This is a genomic window from Caballeronia sp. A2-2, from assembly GCF_057612605.2.
Genome location: NZ_CM172588.1, coordinates 1,196,375 through 1,218,219 on the forward strand (window position 1 = coordinate 1,196,375; position 21,845 = coordinate 1,218,219).

Annotated in this window: 15 protein-coding genes and 2 pseudogenes; 4 read left to right on the forward strand and 13 right to left on the reverse strand. The window is 62.3% G+C overall.

Annotated elements, in window-relative coordinates; genetic code table 11:
* The first annotated feature begins 29 nt into the window (after window positions 1–29).
* Window positions 30–233 (forward strand): DUF3563 family protein, encoded by a 204-nt coding sequence (locus tag ACZCWR_RS21840; RefSeq protein ID WP_487303708.1) that lies wholly within the window; start codon window positions 30–32, stop codon window positions 231–233.
* Between the two features lie 8 nt (window positions 234–241).
* Here ACZCWR_RS21840 and ACZCWR_RS21845 read toward each other — a convergent pair whose 3' ends face one another.
* Together ACZCWR_RS21845 and ACZCWR_RS21850 are read right to left on the reverse strand one after the other, a co-directional pair.
* Window positions 242–925, reverse strand: a complete 684-nt coding sequence (locus tag ACZCWR_RS21845; RefSeq protein ID WP_487303709.1) for a response regulator transcription factor — start codon at window positions 923–925, stop codon at window positions 242–244.
* Window positions 926–1,064: 139 nt separating this feature from the next.
* Window positions 1,065–2,420, reverse strand: coding sequence for a sensor histidine kinase (locus tag ACZCWR_RS21850; protein WP_487303710.1), 1,356 nt, complete (start codon window positions 2,418–2,420; stop codon window positions 1,065–1,067).
* Window positions 2,421–2,800: 380 nt separating this feature from the next.
* Here ACZCWR_RS21850 and ACZCWR_RS21855 point away from each other — a divergent pair, with 380 nt between their 5' ends.
* A complete protein-coding gene (locus tag ACZCWR_RS21855; protein WP_487303711.1) occupies window positions 2,801–4,318 on the forward strand; it encodes an MDR family MFS transporter in 1,518 nt (505 codons plus the stop codon).
* Window positions 4,319–4,336: 18 nt separating this feature from the next.
* Here ACZCWR_RS21855 and ACZCWR_RS21860 read toward each other — a convergent pair whose 3' ends face one another.
* The gene (locus tag ACZCWR_RS21860) at window positions 4,337–4,558 is read right to left on the reverse strand and encodes a hypothetical protein (RefSeq protein ID WP_487303712.1); all 222 of its coding nucleotides are present in this window, start codon (window positions 4,556–4,558) and stop codon (window positions 4,337–4,339) included.
* A 332-nt stretch (window positions 4,559–4,890) separates the two neighbouring features.
* On the opposite strand from ACZCWR_RS21860, the gene ACZCWR_RS21865 reads away from it, so the two are divergent.
* Entirely contained in the window at window positions 4,891–6,861 is a 1,971-nt protein-coding gene (locus ACZCWR_RS21865; RefSeq protein ID WP_487303713.1) for a PAS domain-containing hybrid sensor histidine kinase/response regulator, read from the forward strand.
* Between the two features lie 3 nt (window positions 6,862–6,864).
* On the opposite strand, the gene ACZCWR_RS21870 is transcribed toward ACZCWR_RS21865, so the two are convergent.
* A complete protein-coding gene (locus ACZCWR_RS21870; RefSeq protein WP_487303714.1) occupies window positions 6,865–7,956 on the reverse strand; it encodes an FUSC family protein in 1,092 nt (363 codons plus the stop codon).
* Between the two features lie 112 nt (window positions 7,957–8,068).
* On the reverse strand, window positions 8,069–8,971 hold the full coding sequence (locus ACZCWR_RS21875; protein ID WP_487303715.1) for a LysR family transcriptional regulator: 903 nt from the start codon (window positions 8,969–8,971) through the stop codon (window positions 8,069–8,071).
* 110 nt (window positions 8,972–9,081) lie between these two features.
* On the opposite strand from ACZCWR_RS21875, the gene ACZCWR_RS21880 reads away from it, so the two are divergent.
* Complete coding sequence (locus ACZCWR_RS21880) at window positions 9,082–9,507, forward strand: VOC family protein (protein ID WP_487303716.1); 426 nt, start codon at window positions 9,082–9,084, stop codon at window positions 9,505–9,507.
* A 110-nt stretch (window positions 9,508–9,617) separates the two neighbouring features.
* Here the strand turns inward: ACZCWR_RS21880 and ACZCWR_RS21885 are convergent, their stop codons facing one another.
* The 8 genes and pseudogenes from ACZCWR_RS21885 to phnL form a co-directional block, all read right to left on the reverse strand.
* Window positions 9,618–9,893 (reverse strand): hypothetical protein, encoded by a 276-nt coding sequence (locus ACZCWR_RS21885; protein ID WP_487303717.1) that lies wholly within the window; start codon window positions 9,891–9,893, stop codon window positions 9,618–9,620.
* A 159-nt stretch (window positions 9,894–10,052) separates the two neighbouring features.
* A complete protein-coding gene (locus tag ACZCWR_RS21890; RefSeq protein ID WP_487303718.1) occupies window positions 10,053–11,855 on the reverse strand; it encodes a ShlB/FhaC/HecB family hemolysin secretion/activation protein in 1,803 nt (600 codons plus the stop codon).
* Between the two features lie 201 nt (window positions 11,856–12,056).
* Window positions 12,057–12,488 (reverse strand): annotated as a pseudogene (locus tag ACZCWR_RS21895) (hypothetical protein); the annotation flags it as partial.
* Window positions 12,452–13,753: a hemagglutinin repeat-containing protein gene (locus ACZCWR_RS21900; RefSeq protein ID WP_487304768.1), complete on the reverse strand. Its 1,302-nt coding sequence runs from the start codon at window positions 13,751–13,753 to the stop codon at window positions 12,452–12,454. The pseudogene ACZCWR_RS21895 and the gene ACZCWR_RS21900, both read right to left, overlap by 37 nt.
* Window positions 13,754–14,290: 537 nt before the next feature.
* Window positions 14,291–18,175 (reverse strand): annotated as a pseudogene (locus ACZCWR_RS21905) (beta strand repeat-containing protein); the annotation flags it as partial.
* 240 nt (window positions 18,176–18,415) lie between these two features.
* Window positions 18,416–19,780: an MFS transporter gene (locus ACZCWR_RS21910; RefSeq protein WP_487304769.1), complete on the reverse strand. Its 1,365-nt coding sequence runs from the start codon at window positions 19,778–19,780 to the stop codon at window positions 18,416–18,418.
* Between the two features lie 157 nt (window positions 19,781–19,937).
* Window positions 19,938–21,071: an alpha-D-ribose 1-methylphosphonate 5-triphosphate diphosphatase gene (locus ACZCWR_RS21915; protein WP_487303719.1), complete on the reverse strand. Its 1,134-nt coding sequence runs from the start codon at window positions 21,069–21,071 to the stop codon at window positions 19,938–19,940.
* Entirely contained in the window at window positions 21,065–21,838 is a 774-nt protein-coding gene (gene phnL / locus ACZCWR_RS21920; protein ID WP_487303720.1) for a phosphonate C-P lyase system protein PhnL, read from the reverse strand. The genes ACZCWR_RS21915 and phnL overlap by 7 nt, the downstream gene beginning before the upstream one ends.
* Window positions 21,839–21,845: the final 7 nt, after the last annotated feature.

Consider the following 21,845-nt stretch of genomic DNA (forward strand, 5'->3'; position numbering starts at 1 on the left):
CAATAAACCAGGATTCGAAGGAGCTCATCATGTTCGCATTCATCGCTCATAAGCTCGGCAATTTGTTCGCGCAAGACAAGGCGCATCAACACGATGCGTATCTCGCGTCATCCACGGATCTGGCGGAACTCGAACGCCGCATGCGCAGCATCGATCAGGAAGAACACGCCTACAGCATGCGTTTTTGCGGCGCGATCACGACCGACCGCTCCACCGCCGTGTCCAACTTCTGAGTGATGCGCTACTTCGCTTCCTCGCGCCCGGCTTGCCCGAGCATCACGGTCCAGCCGAGTCCGCGCACATTGCGTATCACGCTCGCGCCGAATTTCTTGCGCACCGAATGGATGATGACATCGACCGCGTTGCTCTCCACTTCCTTGCCCCAGCCGTACAGGCGGTCTTCCAGTTGATCGCGCGAAAAGATGGTGCCGGGACGCTCCATCAACGCATGCATCAGGGCGAATTCCTTGGCGGACAGGACGCCCGAAATCTCGCCGCAGGTGAGCGTGCGCTGATCGAGGTTGAGGTTCACGGAGTCGTCGCCGAGACGCGAGACGGCATAGCCCGCCTTGCGGCGCAGCACGGCGCGAATGCGCGCGAGCAGTTCGGGCATGTCGAAGGGCTTGAGGAGATAGTCGTCCGCGCCGAGATCGAGACCCTGCACGCGCGTATCGAGGTCGTCGCGTGCCGTGAGAATGAGCACCGGCGTGCCGTTGCCCGCCGTGCGCGCCTGCCGCAACAGTTCGATGCCGGTCATCCCCGGCAGGCCGAGATCGAGCAGGACTACCGTGTATTCCGCCGCGTCGATGGCTTCGCGCCCCGCCGTGCCGTCGCGCACCCAATCGACCGCGTAGTCCGCGTCCTTGAGCGCGCGCATCAGGCTGGTGCCAATCTGCACGTCGTCTTCGATCAAAAGAATCCGCATGTTTCCTCTCCCGGCCAAGCAAGATAAACGCACGACCGGTCAATACTTTTCGTCAGGCTATACGGTCGTGGTCCGAAGCGCCGCGCGACATGGCGAGAGCCATTGTAGTCGGCGCGAATCGGCGCGGAAATCCCTTGTTTCAGGCGGTCGCGGCGTGCGGCGCGGATTCCGGGACGACCGCGCCCTCTTCGACCGGAAAGCCGATTCCCGCGACGATGCCCGTGCGCCCGTCATCGCGATTGCGGATGAACACGTCGCCGCCGTAGCGCGCGGCAATCGCCTTCACGATGGACAGGCCCAGCCCGCTGCCTTCGATATCGGGATTCGCGCGAAAGAAGCGGTCGAACACGCGCGGCAGCGATTCTTCCGCAATGCCCGGCCCCGTATCGACCACTTCGATCCACACCCGCTCGCCATCACGACGCATGCGCAAATCGATGGTGCCGCCGTCCGGCGTATAGCGCACCGCGTTGGACACGAGGTTCTTCACCGCCATGCCGATATCGGTTTCGATGGCCCGCACATGCGCCTGCACCATCTCTTCCGCGCCGATATCCATGCCGCGCGACAAGGCAATCGGCAAGACATCGGCGACCGCGCCCGTCACAACGTCGGCGAGATCGACGCGTGTGAGCGGCGTCGCGCCGACCGGGGCATCCGCGCGCGCCAGCCGTAGCAACGAAGTGATGAGCTTGCTGCCCCGCGCGATGCCGCGTCGCAACTCCTGAAAACGTTCCTGATTGCTCGCGACGATATGCGGCGCGAGATTGTCCGCCTGTAGCTGCAACGCGGTCAGCGGCGTGCGAAGTTCGTGCGCCGCATCCGCGATGAACTTGCGCTCGCTCTCGATGGACTTCGCCAGCCGCTCGATCATCGTGTTGATCGACACGATGAACGGCGAGATTTCCTCGGGCACGCCGGTCACGCGCAAGGGCTGCAAATGCGCGGCATCGATGTCCCGCACCTGCGCGCCCAGTTCGTTGAGCCGGCGCAGCGAGCGCTGCACGACCAGCGCCACCGCGAACCACATGAGCGGCAGCAGCACCGCGATGGGCCATAGCGTCATGGCCGCGTTCTCGCGCGTGAGCGTGCTGCGCACGGCGGAGCGCTGCGCCACCTGAATGGTCATGGTCGGGTCTTGCCGCGTGAAGATGCGCCATTCCTCGCCGTTGACATCGACGTGGGAAAACCCCGGTTTGGCATCGCGCGGAAAATGCAGCGAAGGGTCCGTGCTGCGGAACGGCGCGGCTTCGTCGGGCTTCCACACGACCAGCACGACATCGCGATCATCCTGCGAGCCGCGCGCCGGATTCTGCGGAATGCCCTCGGCGAAGCCTTCGCGCATGCGCGTGGCGACCTGTTCCAATCGCAAGTCGAGCAACGCGTTCATGCCCGCTTTCGACAGTTGATAGGAACTCACGCCCTGCACCACGCCGATCACGCTGACGAGCAGACCGAGCGCCACGACGAGTTGATTTCTCAGCGATTTGATCATGCGAGTCCGCAACGTCGAAAGAGAAAACGAAGAAGGGAGCGGGCGGGATGCTCGCTCGATTCTACTTCGCGATGCGGGGTTCGAGGTGCACATATGACGGACGATGAAAGCCGTTTGAAATAACGAAGGATGGCGAAAAAAAAGCGCCGGTCCGGGTCCTGAACCGGCGCCCAAGGCTGTGGAGAATCGGGCTGTTGATGCGCCCTTGATCAAGCCTAGGCCCGAAGAGTTAGGTTTGAATGAGGAGGCAAGCAGCCTTTCGGGCATCGGGCTACCATTGCATGCGACGCAGCATTGAACCGCGCGCACTCGCATGAGACGCGCGGTTTCATCGCTTTCTTCCTTGCAAAAGCCGCCATTTGCCTTCGTTTCCAAGCCGCATGCCTAACCAAAAGCAAACCGTCCGTCCCTTGGTGATCGCCGCCGTCATGGCCTCCATGGCGATGGTCGCGATCGAAGCCACCATCGTGTCCACCGCCATGCCGCAAATCGCGACGCAGCTTGGCGGCCTCAATCTCTATAGTTGGGTTTTCTCGTCGTTCCTGCTGACGCAGACCGCGCTGACGGTCGTGTTCGGCAAGCTCGCGGATCTCTACGGCCGCAAGCCCGCGATGATGGCGGGCATCGCGATCTTCCTGATCGGCTCGATATTGGCCGGATTCGCCACGTCCATGCCCGCGATGATCGTGTATCGGCTGATGCAAGGCGTCGGCGCGGGCGCGATCCTGCCGGTCGCGCTGACGGTCGTCGGCGATCTCTACCCCGCGCGCGAACGCGGCAAGGTACAGGGCTATCTCGCGAGCGTGTGGGCCGTTTGCGCCGTGCTCGGGCCGATGGTGGGCGCGTTCCTCATCCGCCACTTCTCGTGGTCGTGGATTTTCTGGATCAACATTCCCATCGGCATTCTGGCCGCGGCGTTGTTCACGCTGTTCCTGCACGAGGAAAAGCGCCATCAGCGGCCGTCGATCGACTTCGCGGGCGCGTGTCTGTTCACCACGGCGGTGGCCGCGCTGATGATGGCCCTCACCGATGCGGGCAGCGAGAACCACTCGCGCGTGGGCATCGAAATCGCGGTGCTGGTGGTGGCGAGCGTGCTGTTCGTGCTGCAGGAACGCCGCGCCGCCGACCCGATGATTTCGTTCGGGCTGTGGTCGCATCGTCCGATTGCATCGAGCAATGTGGCCACGCTGCTCGGCGGCATGGCGATGATGGGCCTCACCACCTTCCTGCCGATGTACGTGCAGGGCGTGATGCATCGCTCACCGGTGCAGGCCGGCCTCACGCTGACCATGATGATGATCGGCTGGCCGAGCGGCGCGACCTTTACTTCGAAGACTTTCGCGCGCATCGGCCTGAGGAAGCTGCTGGTGATCGGGCCGGTGTTCATTCCGCTCGGCGCGTTGCCGTTCGTGTTGCTGACGCCGGAATCCAGCCCGGTGTGGGCGGGTATCGGCTCGGCGGTGCTGGGCTTCGGCATGGGCATCATGAGCGTGTCATGCCTGATCCTCTTGCAAGAGATCGTCAAGCCGCAGGAACGCGGCAGCGCGACCGCATCGAACCTGTTCTCGCGCAATTTGGGCAACACGCTCGGCGCGGCGGTATTCGGCGCGGTGCAAAACTACGGCCTCATGCACGTCGAAGGCGGTCCGCCCGTGAGCGCGGACCAACTCAAGCAATTGCTCAATGCCGTGCCCGGCAGCTTCGCGGGCAACGCGGAAGTGCGTTTCGCGCTGCATCACGCGTTGCACATGACCTTCCTGGCGATGTTCGTGATCGCGCTGGGTGCGGTCGTCGCGATGCTGTTCATGCCCGCCATCGACATCGGGCGTGCGAAGGAAACCGTCGAAAAGGTCGATGCCGAAGACGCGCCGAGCGCGGTCAATCAGATGATGCATTGACGCGCGGCGCGTGCGTTGTCAGTCCTGTGCCTGCAATAACGGGCTGGGCTGCTTGTCGCGGGTGATGGCCGCGTCGTTCGCCTGCGGTGTCGATGCGGAGTCCGCCACATCGGTCTGCATCGCGACGGGCGGGCGTGCCTCGGCGTCGTAATAGCGCGGCGGGCCGTAGCCTTCGGCGAGCGCGAGACAAACGAGCGCGAGCACTACAGTAAAAACGATACCGCTGATTTTGCCGATCATGATGATGCTCCAGAGGGTTTGAGGAAGTCACTTCTCTGGTTCGTTGCACTGCCTGCCACGGCAATCCACCTTCCGAAATGTGCACGCAGTCTACGTGCGCATCGCCGCGTTGAAATCCCCGCTTGCGCGTGCCCCCGAAAAGGAGGGAGGCACACAGTTCGTTTTCCGAATCTTCTTCACCGCAGCGCGTGTTTCGAAATGCAAAACAACAGCGAAAACACATGACGTCCACCGCTTCCCGAGCGGCGTTACACTAGCGAATGCGCGCATAAGCGCGAGCCGCGTGATCCGCCACGGCGATCCACGCAACGTAAATTACATCGAGAGCCCCCATGAAATCGCCGCAAGTCGAAACCGCGCCGGCATCTTCAGGCGCGCGCACCATCCCGGCGAACGAACAACCCGCCATGCACGACGCGCGTTATCACGCGCTGGTCGATGCCATCGAAGACTGCGCGATCTTCATGCTCGATCTGAACGGCTGCATCGTCAGTTGGAACACGGGTGCGCGCAAAATCAAAGGTTATGAGGCGCACGAGATCGTCGGGCAGCATCTTTCGCGCTTTTACCCGGCGGAAAGCGTCGCGCGTGGCTGGCCTGAATACGAACTCAAGCAGGCCTACGCCACGGGCCGTTTCGAGGACGAAGGTTGGCGCGTGCGCAAAGACGGCACGCTGTTCTGGGCGAATGTTGTCATCACCGCGGCGCGCGACGAGCATGGCGAAATCATCGGGTATGCGAAATATACGCGCGACCTCACGGCCAAGCGCGCCGAAGAAGAAAAACTGAGGCTCTCAGAAGAACGTTTTCGTTTGATGATCGAAAACGTCAGCGATTACGCCATCTTCATGCTGGACCCGGACGGCCATGTCGCAAGCTGGAACACGGGCGCGACGCGCATCAAGGGTTATCTGCCCGCCGAGATTCTCGGCAAGCATTTCTCGGCGTTCTACTGTCCCGAAGACCTCGCCGCCGATGTCCCCGCCATCGAACTGGCCACGGCTATTCGCATGGGACGCGTGGAGAACGAAGGCTGGCGCGTGCGAAAGGACGGCTCGCTGTTCTGGGCCAATGTCGTCATCACCGCGATCTATGACGAACATCGCACGTTGCGCGGCTTCGCCAAGGTCACGCGCGACATGAGCGAGCGCAAGCGGCTCGAACAACTCGAAGTGTCATCGCGCCGCATCAGCGAATTTCTGGCGACGCTCGCACATGAACTGCGCAATCCACTCGCGCCGGTGCGCAATGCGGTTGGCGTCATGCGCATGGAAGAGGACATCGCGCCGCGCGTGGCTGCGTGCCGCGACATCATCGACCGGCAGACGCAACATCTCGGGCGGCTCGTCGACGATCTGCTGGACATGGGGCGCATCACCACCGGCAAGATCGAACTGCGCATGGCGCGGGCGGACGTGAGCGATATCGTCGCTCGTAGTATCGAACTCGTGAAGCCGTTTCTCGACGAACGCGCGCAAACGGTCGCGGTACGTTTGCCTGAAGAACCGCTGCACGTCATGGGCGATGCCACGCGTCTCGTGCAGGTCGTGCAGAATCTGCTGAACAACGCATCGAAGTTCTCGCCGCGCGGCTGCGCCATCACGATCGAAGCGATACGCGAGCACAATTCGCTACTGCTGAAGGTGGTCGATACGGGGCGCGGCATCTCGCAGAAAGGGCTCACGTCCATATTCGATCTGTTCGTGCAGGAGGATCAATATCTGAATCCGGGTGAAGCGGGACTCGGTATCGGACTCACGTTATGCCGGTCTATCGTGGAGATGCACGGCGGGTCGATCGCGGCGGCAAGCGAGGGGCCAAGCCGGGGCAGCACGTTCACCGTGCGCCTGCCTTATGCAAGCGAAGACACATTGCCCTCGTCCGGCGCGTGGCAGCGCAATCAGCCGTTGAACGGCGTGGAAAATGGCTTGCGCGTGATCGTCATCGACGATAACCGGGATTCGGCGGACAGCCTCGCCATGCTCTTGCAACTCAAGGGCCATGAAGTTCGGATTGCGTATCATGGCAGGGAAGGCATCGAAATCATCCGGCATTTTCCGCCGGATTTGCTCCTGCTCGATCTCGCGCTGCCCGACATGGACGGTTACGCGGTGCTGCGGACCTTGCGCTCGCAACGTCTGATCGGCCACGCGTATGTCGCGACGATGACCGGCTTCGGCCACGACAGCGACAAGGTACGCTCCTCGCAGGCCGGTTTCGATGCGCATCTCGTCAAGCCGGTGGATTTCGACGAACTGGACCGCGTGATCGAGGAAGCGACGAAACGCATCAAGCGGCCATGATGTTCATGGCGAGCGCACGATCCGCAACGGAAAGATGAAGCGCGCGGCCACCAGACCGAGCGCGCCGCCGAGCAAGGTTTCCCACGCGCGCGCCGCAAGTAACGGCACGGAATGGATGCCGCTTGCCGCCATCGTCACGATGAGCGCGAACGCGAATGCACCGCATGCGATGTCGTAACGCTCGGGCAAGGCCATGGCGTAGACGATCATCGCGAACGCAGCGAGCGTCCATACGATCAGCGGCAAATGTTCTGCGAGCGGCAGACACAAGATGCCGATGGGCACGCCCACCAACGTGCCGTAGATGCGCCGCCGCACGCGTTCTGCCGTGCCGACGGCGGACGTCGCCGTGACATAGACGCAAGCCGTGATGGCCCATCCCGATTCGGCAAGTCCGACCACGGCATTCAGCGCGATGACGACGAGCGCGCCGGTCGCGGCCTGCAAACCCATTGCGAAGGCGGGCGATACCGCGTTGCGTCCATACGCCGGTTCGGAAGCCAGCGCGGGCAACACGACCGGATGCTCGGCCGGACCACTCAGCACGCGCGGCACCACCGCCGCGACGATGGCGATCATCGCGGCCAGCAAGATCGCCCACGTATCGCCGGGCAAAAGGTTCACCGCATACGCGACGAGTTGTCCGACATAGAACTGCGAACCGGCGCCCGCGCCCGTTATTCCATAGCGTTTGAGATAGCCCACGAGAAACGCGCCGCTCACGAGAATCAGTTCGACGCCACCGCGCCCGAGCGCATGCAACGACGGCGAAAGCCACGCGAGACTCAGCGAACCCGCCGCCGCCGCGAGACACAGAACGACGAGATCGCGGCTCGATTCGGCGCGCGTGGCGCGAGCTTCCGACACGCTCGCCCACAACGCATACGCCGCCGCGAGCACGCCGACCGACACGCTTGCCGGAACTTCGCGAGTGACATCGCGCAGCGCACCGAGCGATGCCGCCAGTCCGTACGCCGTCACAAGCCGCAGCCCCTTGATGCGCCGATGCGTGCCGGGATCGACCCGGTCGAGCCACGCGAACAGCCTGCTCATGACGTGGTCCTTCGCGCTGCCTGCCCGATGTTCGTCGCTCATGGCGCTCACCCTCGCTTGATCGAAGCGCGGCGCGCGCCGGGAATCGAAAACGCCGGACTGATCGATGGCCGCGCCCTGCCACGCATTTTATGCGCTCATGCGCGCGACATGCTCAATGCTTGCCGCGCATCGCGGCCACCACGGGCGGCGCGGACGCGGCTTCCACGATGCAATCCGCGAGCCGCGCCGCCGCATCCTGACGGCCACGGCGCGCACGTTCGACAAGACCGATTTCGCGATGGAACGTGTCATCGCCGAGACTCAGTGCGACGACGTTACGCGGCCATGCGCCGATGCCATCGGACATCGGCAACAATGCGACGCCCAGGCCACGCGCGACCAGTTGCGCGATGCCCTGAAGCTCGTCCACCTCGATCGAATCCCGCACGGCGATACGCTGTTTGCGCAAGAACGCATCGACCTGACGGCCGCCGAACGAGCGCCGGTCGTAGCGAATGAACGGCTCGGATTCGATCAGCGCGCGCCAGTTCGCGCGCTTTTTCGCGGCAGGCGCGAGCAGCACGAACGGCTCGGCAATGAGCGTGCGCCATTGCAATTCCGAGGGCATTGCAAACGGCGGACGAATGATGACGGCCATGTCCATTTCGCCCGCATCGACCTGAGCGAGCAGATTGAGCGACACGCCCGGCACGAGCCGGATGCGCCACGCGGGCAAGGTGCGCCGGAACGCGCCGATGGCGTCCGGCAAGAGCGCTGCATGCGCCGAGACGATCGCGCCCACCGCGAGCGTGCCGCCGCGTCCGTCCTCGCCTTCCGGTTCCGACAGACGCGCGTAGAGCGCGATGAGTTCATCGGCGAGTTCGAGCGTCTTGCGGCCCGCCTTGTTGAGCGTGGCCGAGCGGCCCGTGCGATCGAACAGCGCGAAGCCGAGATGTGCTTCGAGCCGCTGCATCTGCGCGCTGACCGCCGATTGCGTGAGACCGATATGCGCGCCCGCGCCCGCAAACGTGCCGTGCCGCGCTACCGCAACGAAAGTCTGAAGTTCTCGCAGCATCTCGATTCATCGAAAATAGTGGGGCTGAGAACCGCAATATATCGTTTTTCAGCATTATTATTTGTGAATACACTTTCGCATCGATTTTCATCAAAGGACAAGGACACATCATGAGCACGACCATTCCGCCGTTCCATCTTGCTTTCCCCGTGCATAGCCTTGCGGCCGCACGCGAGTTTTATGGCGATTTGCTTGGCTGCCCTGAGGGACGCAGTTCGGAAGATTGGGTGGATTTCAATTTCTACGGGCATCAGATCGTGGCGCATTTGTCGCCGGATGAATGCGGCCATCGCGCGACCAGCGCTGTGGATGGCGATGCCGTGCCGGTACGCCATTTCGGCGCGGTGCTGTCGGTGCCGCAGTGGGAAGCGCTGGCGGAGAAATTGAAGGCGGCGGGGACGAGCTTCATTATCGAGCCGCATGTTCGCTTCAAGGGCGAAGTCGGCGAACAGGCGACGATGTTCTTCCTCGATCCGTCTGACAATGCGGTGGAGATCAAGGCATTCGCGAACATGGATTCGCTGTTCGCCAAATGACGTTGATGCCAGATGCGTGACAGTTCAGCGTCATGCTTATCGTTGGCACTCGAATGAAAAACGGGACGCTTTTTAACGTCCCGTTTTCGTTTCTACATGTGTGCGTTCGATCAGTTGCCCGAGCCGCTCGCGCTGACCGGCGCGCCGGGGCCGCTCGGCGTCGCCGTGCCGCCCGGCTTGCCGGTGTCGCCTGCTGACTGGCCACCGGTCTTGGTGCTGTGCATCTTTTTCGAATGCTTGTGCATGCCCGGGCCCTTGGTGGTGGTCTGCGCGTTGTCGCCTGCTTGCAGACCCGTGGTGGAACTGGGTGGATTGTCCTGCGCGAAAGCGGATGCACACACCAGCGCAAATGCGCCAGCGGCGCACGAGATAGCGATACGTTTCATGTCAACACACTCCTGATGACGGTTTGCCAATGCGATGAATTGCAGCTTGTTCTGCCTGCTGGCCGCTGTGTTGTTTCGTGCAGCGGACGGTCGCATGAATGTGTCAGCAGGAGTTATGCCACGGTCTGACGATTGGCAAACGGCGGCATCGTCAAAGCATTAAAACTGCGCGGTCATTTGAAACCCTACTGTCACGCGCGACGTTTCGAATGAGGCGGGTTTATAGACGGGCGTCCCTGCGAAAATGTCGTAACTGAGTCCCTTCGATGGCAGGCCGCCGCGCAAGCCGATCACCGCGCCAACCAATTGCGTGCCCGCCAGAAACGCGGTGTTCGGTCCGAATACGCGGCCGTAGTCCAGACCCATGTAGAGCGATTGCCCCGTCTGCGCGATCGGTGCCTGCAACTCGTTGCGCCAGTAGAAACCGCGCTCGGCGGCGAGCATCTGTTCGCCGTCGAAACCGCGCACCGTGTAGCGGCTGCCGATGGTGACATCGTCGATATAGTAAAGATGATCGGCGCTGTATTGACCGTGCAGCGTGGTGACGTAGCGAAGGTTTTGCTGCGCGATCTCGAACGGCACCGAGAGGTTCAGATCGGCCACGGCCATGCGGAACCGGTAGGTCGGGTCGAGCGGCTTGGTGGCATCGGTCGGCGCGATGTTCGGATCGGGCGCAAGACGCGGGTCCGGCTTCGCACCAAACGCGCCAATGCCTTGCCGATACGCGAGCGAGCCATCCAATTGCGCGCGCCCGAAGAAATGGCGGTCCGTCAGACCTGCTTCGATGAACGTATTATTTCGCTGCTGAAGCTCGATCTCGGTATCGTCGATGAAACTCGCGCCAAAGCGACGCGACACCTGCACGTAGCCGCCGAGCACATCGCTTTGACTGCGGCGCAGGACACGTTGCAGCTTGAGACCGGCCGTCTGCGAATTGCCGCTCGACACGAAGCTCTGGTTCGCGCCCGCAATTTGTTGGTAGTACGTATTCGTATTGCCGAAGATGCTCGCGGTCCAATAGCCGTAGGGAATCGAATACGAGCCGTTGAAGCCGTGCGAACCGCGTTGTTTGTCATCGACATACAAGTCCTGATTCGCTCCGGCGCTGAGGATGTCATTCAGGCCGAAGAGATTGTCGATGCCCAGACTCACATTGCCCTGCAATTTGCCCGTTGCACGGCTACCCGAATTGTCGATCGATGCGGCCACGCTCCACGGCTTCACGCGCTTCACGCTGATGACCACATCGCTTTCGCCGGGCGTGCGGGTCGGCTCGATCTTCATGTCGACGTCCTGACTCGCGACGCGCTTCATCTGTTCGAGACCTTGTTCGAGTTCGCGCAGGTTGAGGACATCGCCGGGGCGCGCCGGAAAAGCGCTTTTCCATGAGCCTGTGGTGGCGGCATCCGCGAAACGCAAGTCGTGAATCACGCCGGGCACGAGCGAGAGTTCGAGCGTTCCGTTGGAGAGATTTTGCTCGGGCAGCAGCACGCGCGTCGTGATGAGGCCGCGGCTCAGGATCACTTGCTGCAAGCCTTTGGTGAGCACGTTCAGCCCTTCCTTGCCGATGCATTGGCCTTCGTAATGGCCGAGCCATTCGCGCGCAAAGGCGAACCGGTCGAGCGGCAACGCCGATGCGCCTTGCTTGCGTGGAACATCCGGCAAGTTGTCGGGGACGTTCAGCGCGAATGTATCGATGCGGAAACAGGTTTGTTCGATGGGCAGGACTGGGAAGCCATGTTCCTGCGGGACTTCGGAAAGAACCGTCGAGGCATTGACGGCGGCCTGACGTTGCGATTCCGTGCGTTGTTGCTGAACCTGCTGGCTTTGCAGTGCGTTGGCGCGGGCGGCGGCGGCTTCATCGGCGGATGTCGGGGTGCGCTCTTGTGCTTGGGCTTGCAATTGAGCGAGCGCGGCCAGTGCTGCCAGCGAGAGGGCGAGCAGACGCTTTGTGTACTTCATGATGCTTTGTGGGTTTGTGTGCGCAAGGCGCGCGGGCGTTTATACGGCCTTGCTGCGCGATCGGCCTGAGATCAACCGGTTGGGTCCGAGCGCGGATTTGTTAATCCACGTGGGATTTCGCGCACGGTAGAGAGGGTGGCATTTTCGCTTTTCGGGCGGGGAAATGAGGGGGTGGGACAAAAAATGGCAGAAGGGGGGGTGCCCCGATGCGTTCACCACATCGTTCGTCGCGGTGATCATCGTGGTGCCGTTCGTACCGCTGCTGCCGATGGCGCCGCCCCGGTTCAGAATGTCCGTACCCGTGATCACCGTCTGCGTGCCGCCCTTGATCACCGCGCTGTTCGTCACGCTGCCGGTGGCGTGAATCTCCACATCGTCCGCCGCGATCAATGCGCCACTCGGCTGAAGATCGTTCGCGTTCGCATGCGCCAGATACACCACGGGCGCGAGCACGTGCTGCGCGCTGCCATCGGGCAAGGTCACCACCTGATCCACCAGCCACACGATGTCGCTCGTCAGCGCGTCCATCTGCGCGGCGCTCAGCGCCATGCCCGGCATCAAACCGAAGCTCTGCGCGAAGTTCACGCCGCTCGCCATCAACGCGCGGTATTCGTCCTCGTTGCTCGTGTATCCCAACTCGCAGCCTCCTGCTTGTACTGCGCTGCCAACTCGAGATCGCCGTCCTTTTCGGCCTGCGCCGCCGCCTTGTCCGCCACGTCCTTCTTGCCTTGCGCATAATTCCCAATCTGCGTGGCCACCGTCTGCGCCACGATCGCCGCTGCCTGCTGCGTGCTCGCCTGCTGATTCAAGAGGTTGTTCAGATCCGGCAGCTTGCTCACCGTCCCGTTCAAATCCGTCGTGTCACGGCTCAGGCTCGCGATGTCCTGCGTCTGGTTCGCACCGTTCGTGATGTTGATCGTGCCCGCGCCGATCGCGCTCTTCGTCGTCGCGGTCTCGTTGCCACTGTCGTGCTGCGCGATCATCGGCGATACACCACCGCCATTGGACAGCGACGTCACGCCATTGGCCTTCGCGCTATCCGCCGCCCCCATCGACCCACCCGCGCTGAATCCGCTGCTCTTCGCGTCGTAGTTCGAATTATTGGTGATGTCGCTGAAGCTCAACGTACCCGTGGTGAGGCTGTTCTTCGACGCATCCGCATCGCTCGAGATGTACGCGCCGTGCAGGTCCGTGTTGCCCTTCACGTTCAGATCGAAGCCGCCCGCGCCCGCATGGATGCCGCTCTGCTCCTCGACGCCGTTGTAATCGCCATGCGCATCGCCCTTCTGCTGGCTGTAGCTCGCGCTGCCGCCACCCTGACTGATGCTCACCCCGGCGCTCTGACTCTCCTGATGCGCCGCGCTCTGGCTCGTGTCCTGCACGCTCGCGATGTTCAGATCGCCGCCGATCAATGCGGAGACTTGCCCGCCATTGACCGTCGCGCCCTTGATGTTCGTGTCGCCCCCCGACACGATGCTCACGCTGTTCGTGCCGCTGATGTGCGTATTGTTCTGCGCCGTCGAATCGGAATTTGCGTTGCCGTGCGCACGACTGCCCGACGCTTCCACGCCGTACCCCGACGAACCGTAGAACACACCAATGCTGCCACTGCTCGATTCGTTCTTGCTGCGGTTCGAATCCGTGTCCGTCGAGTTGACCAGGTTGACCTGATTGTTCGCCGCCAGCATCACGTCGCTCGCATTCACAGTCGAACCCGCGATCGTCACGTTGCCGCTTCCCGCCGTGCCGTTCCCCTTGGCGATGAACGATGCCGTGCCGCCCGCCGTGATGTTCGAACCATTGCGTTGCGTACTGTCGTCGCTTAGGGTCGACTTGCTGCTCGATGAACCGAAGCTCACCGTGCTGCCCACGCCGATGTTCGACCGCGTGCTTTGCATGTCATCGGTCACGGTCTGGTGCAGCGCGCTCCCCCGCTGCGCATGCCGATACGAATAATCGTCATGCTCCTCGCGCGCTTCGTTCAACGTCACGTCACCGCTCGCGACGATGCTCGCCGCGCCCTTGTCCGCGCTCAGCGTGGAACCCGTGAGCGTCGCGTTGCCCGATGTGTCCAGCTTCGCGTTGTTGAACTCACGCCCGCTGCATCGACCAGCGTCGTGTTGACGATATCGTGCCCCGCCAGCACCGCCACGCGGTTCCCCGAGATGCGCCCCGATGCGTTCACCACGTCGTTCGTCGCGGTGATCATCGTGGTGCCGTTCGTGCCGCTGCTGCCGATCGCGCCGCCTCGATTCAGAATGTCCGTGCCCGTGATCACCGTCTGCGTGCCGCCCTTGATCACCGCGCTGTTCGTCACGCTGCCGGTGGCGTGAATCTCCACATCGTCCGCCGCGATCAATGCGCCGCTCGGCTGAAGATCGTTCGCGTTCGCGTGCGCCAGATACACCACGGGCGCGAGCACATGCTGCGTGCTGCCATCGGGCATCGCCGCATCCCGCGTGTGAATCGCCGCCGGTTGTCGTGCAGCCGATATATTTGTCACGCTTGGTCTGATGAACCGTGTCGATGCCCGTCGTCACCGTCTCGACCGTGGGTGCCGGGCGCGTGTTGGTCAGCGTCGCAGCGGCCACTTCGATATTGCCCTGCGCTTCGATGGCCGACTGATCGTTCGTCACCGAATTCGCGCGGTTCACGAGCAGGCCGTTCGCATCGCGCGTGGCATCGCCTGCAATGTTGATGTCGCCCAGGCTGAAGAGATTCGCGCCCTGATCGTTGCGGATGTCGCCGCGCGAATACACGTTCAGTTCGGAGGCCGCGGCCATCACGGCGGCAGCACCCGTGTTCAATACGGATACCGAACCATTCACCGTCACCACGTCGCCGATGATCGTTCCGGTGTTTACGAGCGTCGCGCCCGTCGTGCTGACCGTGTCGCCTTCGATGCGTCCTTCGTTGGTCAACGCGCCTTGTGCATTGACCGTCGTGCTGGCGGAGTTGAGGTCCGCGCCCGCTTGATTGTCGATGTTGCGAGCGTTGAGCGTCAGCGCATCGATGGCCGCCAGCGTGCCCTGATTCGTGAAGTCGCCCGCGATCGTGAAGGCAAGATCGTGATTGGCCTGAATATGGTTGGCGGTATCGAGCGTGTAGTCGCCGTTGATCGTCAACGCGCCATCGTTGCCCGCGACGATGCGGCCATCGCCTGAGAGCGTGTTCGTCGTGAGCGCGAGATTCTGGTCGCTGCCGATAGCGCCGCCTTGATTGGCAAGCGCGCTCGTTGCAATCGATACGCTGCCGCCACTGCCTTGGTCGTTACCGATACGCCCGTTCGTGTTGTCGATGGAAGCGGTGTTCAAACTCAACGCGCCGTTGGCATGAACCGAGCCGCCGCTATTCAACAAAGCGGCGTTCGGGCCTTCGAGCGTGAGCGCATTCGCACCCGAGAGCGTGGCAGCGGTGTTATCGGCCAATTGCGCGATGCGCATGCTCAGATCGTGGCCGGCGAGCACTTGCGCGCCGTTCGTGTTCGACAGCACGCGCGCATCGAGCGTTACATCGCCATTGCCACCGATAGTGCCCGCGCCCGCCACGCCATTCGCGTTGCTGTTGACGATGGTGTCCGCAAACACGCTTGTTGCGCCCGTGCCGCTATTCGCGATGCGTCCGTTCGCGTTGTCGAGCGTCGCGCCATTCATTGAAAGCGCGGAGGTCGCGCCATCGGCTTCGATCTGGCCAGCGGTGTTGTCGATCGCGCCTGCCGCGCTGACCGACACATTCTGACCGGCTTGCATCAGGCCCGAACGATTCGTGAACGTGCCGCCCGATTGCCCGTTGATGGAACCGCCCGCCATGAGCGTGCCATTCGTATTGTCGATACTCGCACCCGACACGGACACGTCGCCGTTGCCGCCGATCACGCCGCCGTTCGCGTTGCTCAATGCGCCGCGCGCAGTAACGGTCGTCGCCGCCGTCGATCCATTGGCAATCGATCCGCTGTCGTTGGCGATATCCTGCGCCGCGACGTTCATCGCGCCATTCGCCTGCACGGTGCCACCGGTGTTATCGAGTCGGCCCGCATCGTTAATCGATACGTTGCTCGCGCCGACATAACCCTTATCGCGATTATCGAGCGAGGCGATATCTAAGGAAACCGAACTTTGTCCGGCGAGCGTGCCACCGCGATTGGCAAGCGCGCCGCTCGTCACTTGAAGCGCGCCGTTCGTGGCAATCGTGCCGCCATTATTCGACAGCGCACCGTTGCCGGTTCGAACCGTCAGCGTTCCCGCACCCGAACTCGTGATCGTGCCGTTATCGTTGAACAATGCGGCGGGCGCGAGCAGCAAATCGTCCGCATTCGTGCCGATCGAGCCGGACGTGTTGTCGAGCGTGCCGGTGATGGCGAAAGTCGTCGCGCTCGTGCCCGCCTGCGTGATCGTGCCGTTCCGGTTGATCAGATCGATGGCGGAAAGCGTGAGTTGATTGCCTGCGATCGAACCGGAGTTGGTCAGCGTCGTGCCCGCCGAAAGCGTCACCGCACCGTTCGCGGCCAGCGTCCCGCTATTGAGCATGCTTTGCACCGCACGCGCGATCAGGCTTTGCATCGCGGTGATCGAACCTGCATTGACCAGTTGCCCGGCCTGCACGTTCACATTGCCGTTACTGGCAATTTGCCCGTTGGCGCCGTTGTTGAGCGCGCCGCTGGTGACGAGCGTCACGCCATTGCCGCCCAGCGACGCGACATGCCCACTCGTGTTGTCGACGCTCGCAGCCGACACGTTCAACGTGCCGGACGCCTGCATCGTGCCGCCCTGATTCGAAACCGCATTGACGATGTTCGCCGTCAGCGCGTCGCCCGAAATGATCTGCCCGTTGCGATTAGACAGCGCGCCCGCCGTGATCGATTGCGTGCCGCCCGACTTGAGCGCGCCATTGTCGTTGATGAACGTGCTCGCCGCCGTGGCGTTGATCGTGTTGCCTGCGGTCGTCGTCGCGCTTGACGTGTTCAGATCGCCAGCGCTTGCAGTCAGCGCGAGATTGCCGTTGGCCGTCGTCGAACTTCCGGCGAGACTCAACGAAGCCCCTGCAAAGCTCGCATTGCCGCCTGCGGCGTTGCGACCGTTGACGTTCAATGCGCCCGTGGCCGTCACGTTCAGATCGCCGGTTTTCGCAACCGAACCGTCCTGATTGATGCCCGCGCCCAGCGTGCCGGTCGAGGCGACGCTCGCAGCATCGACATGCAGGTTTTGTTGGGCGGCCAATGTGCCGCCGTTCGTCAGCGTCCCCGATGTGGACACGTTCACATCGTGCTGCGCGTAAGTCACGCCGCTGTTGTCGATGCCCCCGCGCGCCGATACGCTCAAGCTCCCGCTCGCGTTGGTCGTCCCGCCCAGCACGAGCTGTCCGTTCGATGCGAGCGTCAGATCGCCTGCCTGCGCCGCGAGAATCCCGCGCGTGGAAACCCCGACGCCATACTCGTTCGATGCCAGGAAAATGCGATTTGCATACATGCCGCCAAGCTGCCCGACATCGATGGCAAGCGCGGGCGCGGCACCACTGCCTGCAATCTGCGTGGTCGAGAGCGTGTCGTGATCGACCTGATTCGCACCCGCGATCACATTCAGATTGTTGGCGTAGATCGCGGCGTTCACCTGAATGGCGCGAGCCAGCAAATCGACCTGATCGACGTTGGTGGCATTCAACCCCGCACCCTGCACGCTGATATTGCCGCCGTTGACCGTGAAGCCCGTCAGGCTTCCATTGGCGCCATAGTTAGGTGTCCCTGTCGTCAGAATGGCTCGCGACGTGTTGATGAACCCGCCGCCATCCACCACCAAGCCGTTCGGATTGGTGACGATCACTTCCGCCTTCTGCCCCGCCACTTCGAGATAGCCCTTCAGTTGCGAGGGCGCATTGCTCAACACCTGATTGACGATGATCCGCGCCGAGTTCCCCGGCGTGAGATTCGGATTGCCGTTGATGTACCCGCCCTGCTGCGTCTGAACGATCGTCGGCGAGTTGTTGAGGATCGCGCCTTTGCTCGGGACATCGAACTGAGAAAAGGTGCCGACCGACACGCCCGCCGCGCTCGGCCGCGCGATGTTCACTTGGTTCAACCCGTTCTGCGTCTGAATCACCTGCGCACCGGAGCCGGGCGCGGCCACGATCTGCGCCGATGCTAGCAACACATTCGAGCCGAACGCCGCGATGGCCGCGAGCGCCAGCGCGCGCGGAATCCATTTGGCGGATGGTGAAGACGTACTCGCGCCACTGCTCGACGCGCCACGCGAAACCGCGAAATCCGCGACGGCAATCATCATGTGCCGAACGCGATTGAAGATCAGCCTGAAGCAACCCTTGTTCATTTTCTCTATTCCGGAAGTAATGCAGGTCCCGGAAGAAAAACAAGCGCTGCTTCCCCGCGACCTAAAACTGGCCCGGGATTTTCAGTTTGATTGCGAACGGCTTACTTAGGAGATTTCCGACAATCGTGTAAAGAAGGTTGCTTGACGCGCGCTCAGGCCGCGCATTTTTACATCCCAAAACAAAAACGCCTCGCGCGACCCGAAGATCACGCGAGGCAATTCCACAGCAACACAAAAAACTCAATGCCCGAGCGGCTCCGTCGTTTTCATTTCCCCCGTCGCCACTTTCTGCGGATGCGCCGCCTGCTTGATGAGCAACGCGACCGCCGAAATTAGCCCGGCCACCGCGACGACCGCGAAAATGCCGCCAAACGTGAAGTGCTGCTTCGTCAACTCGGCAACGAGAAACGATCCCGCAATTCCCCCAAAGCGCCCGATACCCAGCATCCACGCAACGCCGGTGCCGCGCCCTTGCGTCGGATAGAAGGCGGCCGCGAGCGCGGGCATCGACGACTGCGCGGTGTTCATCAGGACACCTGCGAGAAACACGACGAGCACGAGCAAGCCCACATTGCCCACCGACTGTCCGATGCAATACACCGACAACGCCGTCAACGCATAGCACGCCCCAATGATGCGGTTCGCGTTGAACTTGTCCATCAGCACTCCGCATAAAACCGCACCTACGCCGCCGAGCGGAAACAACGCGGAAATAAGCGTCGCGCGCGCAGGACTGAGGCCCGATTCCTTGAGCAGGATCGGCATCCAGTTGATGGAGGCATAGAAGATCACGAGGCCCATGAAATACGCGAGCCACAGCATGACCGAACCGACTACGTACGAACGCGACAACACCACGCTCATGCCGCTCTTGCCTTGAGTAACGGGCGCGGCTTCGGTCATGAAGAAGGAACCCGCGTTCAAAGCATCGCGCGAGATGCGCGCGAGGGCCTTTCTGATCTTTTCGACGGGCTGCGCCTTCGCGACCATGTAACGCACGGACTCGGGCATCGTGGCGATCAGCAGTACGGACAATACGAGCGGCGCGACGCCGCCCATCATCAACACGCTACGCCAGCCGAAATGCGGAATCATCCACGCAGCGAGAAAGCCGCCGAATGCCGCGCCCAAAGGAAAGCCGCAGAACATGAGATTGATGAGCGTGGCGCGACGCTGGTCGGGACAGAACTCGCTCATCATGGTGACGGCGTTCGGCATGGCGGCGCCAAGGCCGAGACCCGTCACGAATCGCAAGGTGGTCAACTGCGAGATGTCCGCTGAAAACGCCGATACCAAACACGCCACGCCGAACACGAGCACCGCGCCGAGCAACATGGCGCGGCGGCCGAACTTGTCCGACAGCGGACCGGAAAGCAGCGCGCCCGCAGCAAGGCCAAATAATGCGGCGGACAGCACTGGCGCGAGCGCGGGCCGGCTGATCTGCCATTCCGTCACAAGCGAAGGCGCGATAAAGCCGATCGCCGCCGTATCGAAACCATCCAGCAACACGATGACAAAGCACATCGCGAAGATCAACCACTGGAACGGCGAGAACGGATGCTCGTTGATGAACGTCTGGACGTTCACGGCAGGACTTCTACTCATCATTCCCTCATCGAAAGTCTGTGTATGCTCGTTTGTTCGTTATGCGAACACCGATTCACATAGCGAACTAAACGAAACTCGCGTGAGAGTACTGAAAATGCATGATGAACGTCAACGCGGGCTTACCCGCGTATGACGGTTTGCTGACGCTTGGAGATCAGGATACGCGACGGCCTTCGCGATATGTTTCGCGCGGCACCGGCAGTTCATCGAGCACGGCCACGCGCACGAAATCCGCGCGCAGACCCGGCACGATCGCCCCGCGATCATCGAGCCCTGCCGCATGCGCGGGCGCCCACGAAACGGTGCTCACCGCGCGCGGCAAGGTCCATCCCGCGCGGCTCACGAGATCGAACACAGCGGTCAGCAAACTCGACGGCACATAGTCGGACGAAAGAATATCGAGCAGCCCTTCGCGCGCAAGTTCGAGCGCCGAGACATTGCCCGAATGCGATCCGCCGCGCACCACGTTCGGCGCGCCCATGATCGTCGCGATGCCATGTTCGCGCGCGGCGCGGGCGGCATCGAGCGTGGTGGGAAATTCCGCGAGCGCAATGCCATCGCGCGCCGCTTCCTCGACGTGCTCGACGAGTGTGTCATCGTGGCTCGCGAGCGACACGTTCAGCCGCTTGCAACGCTCGACGATATCCGCACGATGCACCGCTGCATAACGCTCCTGATGTTCGGCCAGTTGCGCGAGAATCTGCTGCGCGTGGTCGTCGCTCCATTTGCCGTGACGCTCCTGATACTTGCGCCACTTCTCATGGTCCTGCCACTGACGCTGGCCCGGCGTGTGGTCCATCACCGAAGCAAGCCTGAACAACGGATGTACGGACAACGAATCGAATACTTCCACGACATCGGTCGTGCCCACTTCACAGCGCAAGTGCAGAAAGTGATCGGCACGCAGCAAACCGCGTTCGACGAACTTGCCGATGGACTGCGCGCAGCGCACCTGCAACTCGCGACCGCGCACGCCGTCTTCGGGACGCGAGCCGACGCCGAGCGCATCGAACACGGTCGTGATGCCGGCGGAGGCCACTTGCGCATCGTGCACGATGATCGCCGCTTCGTGATTCCACAGCACGCCCGGACGCGGCGCGAGATGCTTCTCGATGTTGTCCGTGTGCAGTTCCACGAAGCCCGGCAACAGATAGTCGCCTTCCCAATCGATTGCATCGCGCGCGGCCGTGTTGCCAGGCGAAAGTTCCGCGATATAGCCATCCTCGATACGCATCGTTCCGATGAAGTCTTCATCGCGCGTGACGATGCGCGCATTCTTGATCAGCATGTCTGCAATGCTCCGGATTCGTTGATGTTCGGTACTGCCGACGACGCGAGCCGCACGATACGCGTCGCCACGCGTGCGCGCGTGTCTTCGTCGTGAAAGATGCCGACGATCGCCGCGCCCCGTTCGCGCGCCTCGACGATGAGGTCCGCGACCACATCGCGATTCTCGGCATCGAGCGAAGCGGTGGGTTCATCGAGCAGAAGCACGGGATGCGCCGCGATCAGCCCGCGCGCGATATTCACGCGCTGCTGTTCGCCGCCGGAAAACGTGGCAGGCGCGAGCGTCCACAAGCGGCGCGGCACGTTCAGTCTGTCCAGCAACGATGCCGCGCGTTCGCGTGCATCGTCTTCATTTACACCGCGCGAAACGAGCGGCTCCGCGACAAGCGCAAGCGAACTCACACGCGGAATAGCGCGCAAAAACTGGCTGACGTAGCCGAGCGTCGTCATGCGCAAACGGATGATGTCGTGCGGCGATGCCTGCGTGAGCTCCACATGACGCGATGCACGGCCATCGTCGCGCACCGCGATGCTCCCGCGCGTCGCCAGATAATTGCCGTACATGCAGCGCAAAAACGTGCTTTTACCCGCGCCGGAAGCACCCGCCAGCACGACGCATTCACCGCGCCGCACATCGAGCGACACACCCGACAACGCAACGATCTGCGCGCCGCCCTGCTGATGCAGCGTGAAAGTCTTTTCGATGTCCGAAGCACGTAGCATCAGGGCATCGTCGGCGATGAATGCTTCCTCGTTGATTACTGTCATCTCTCTC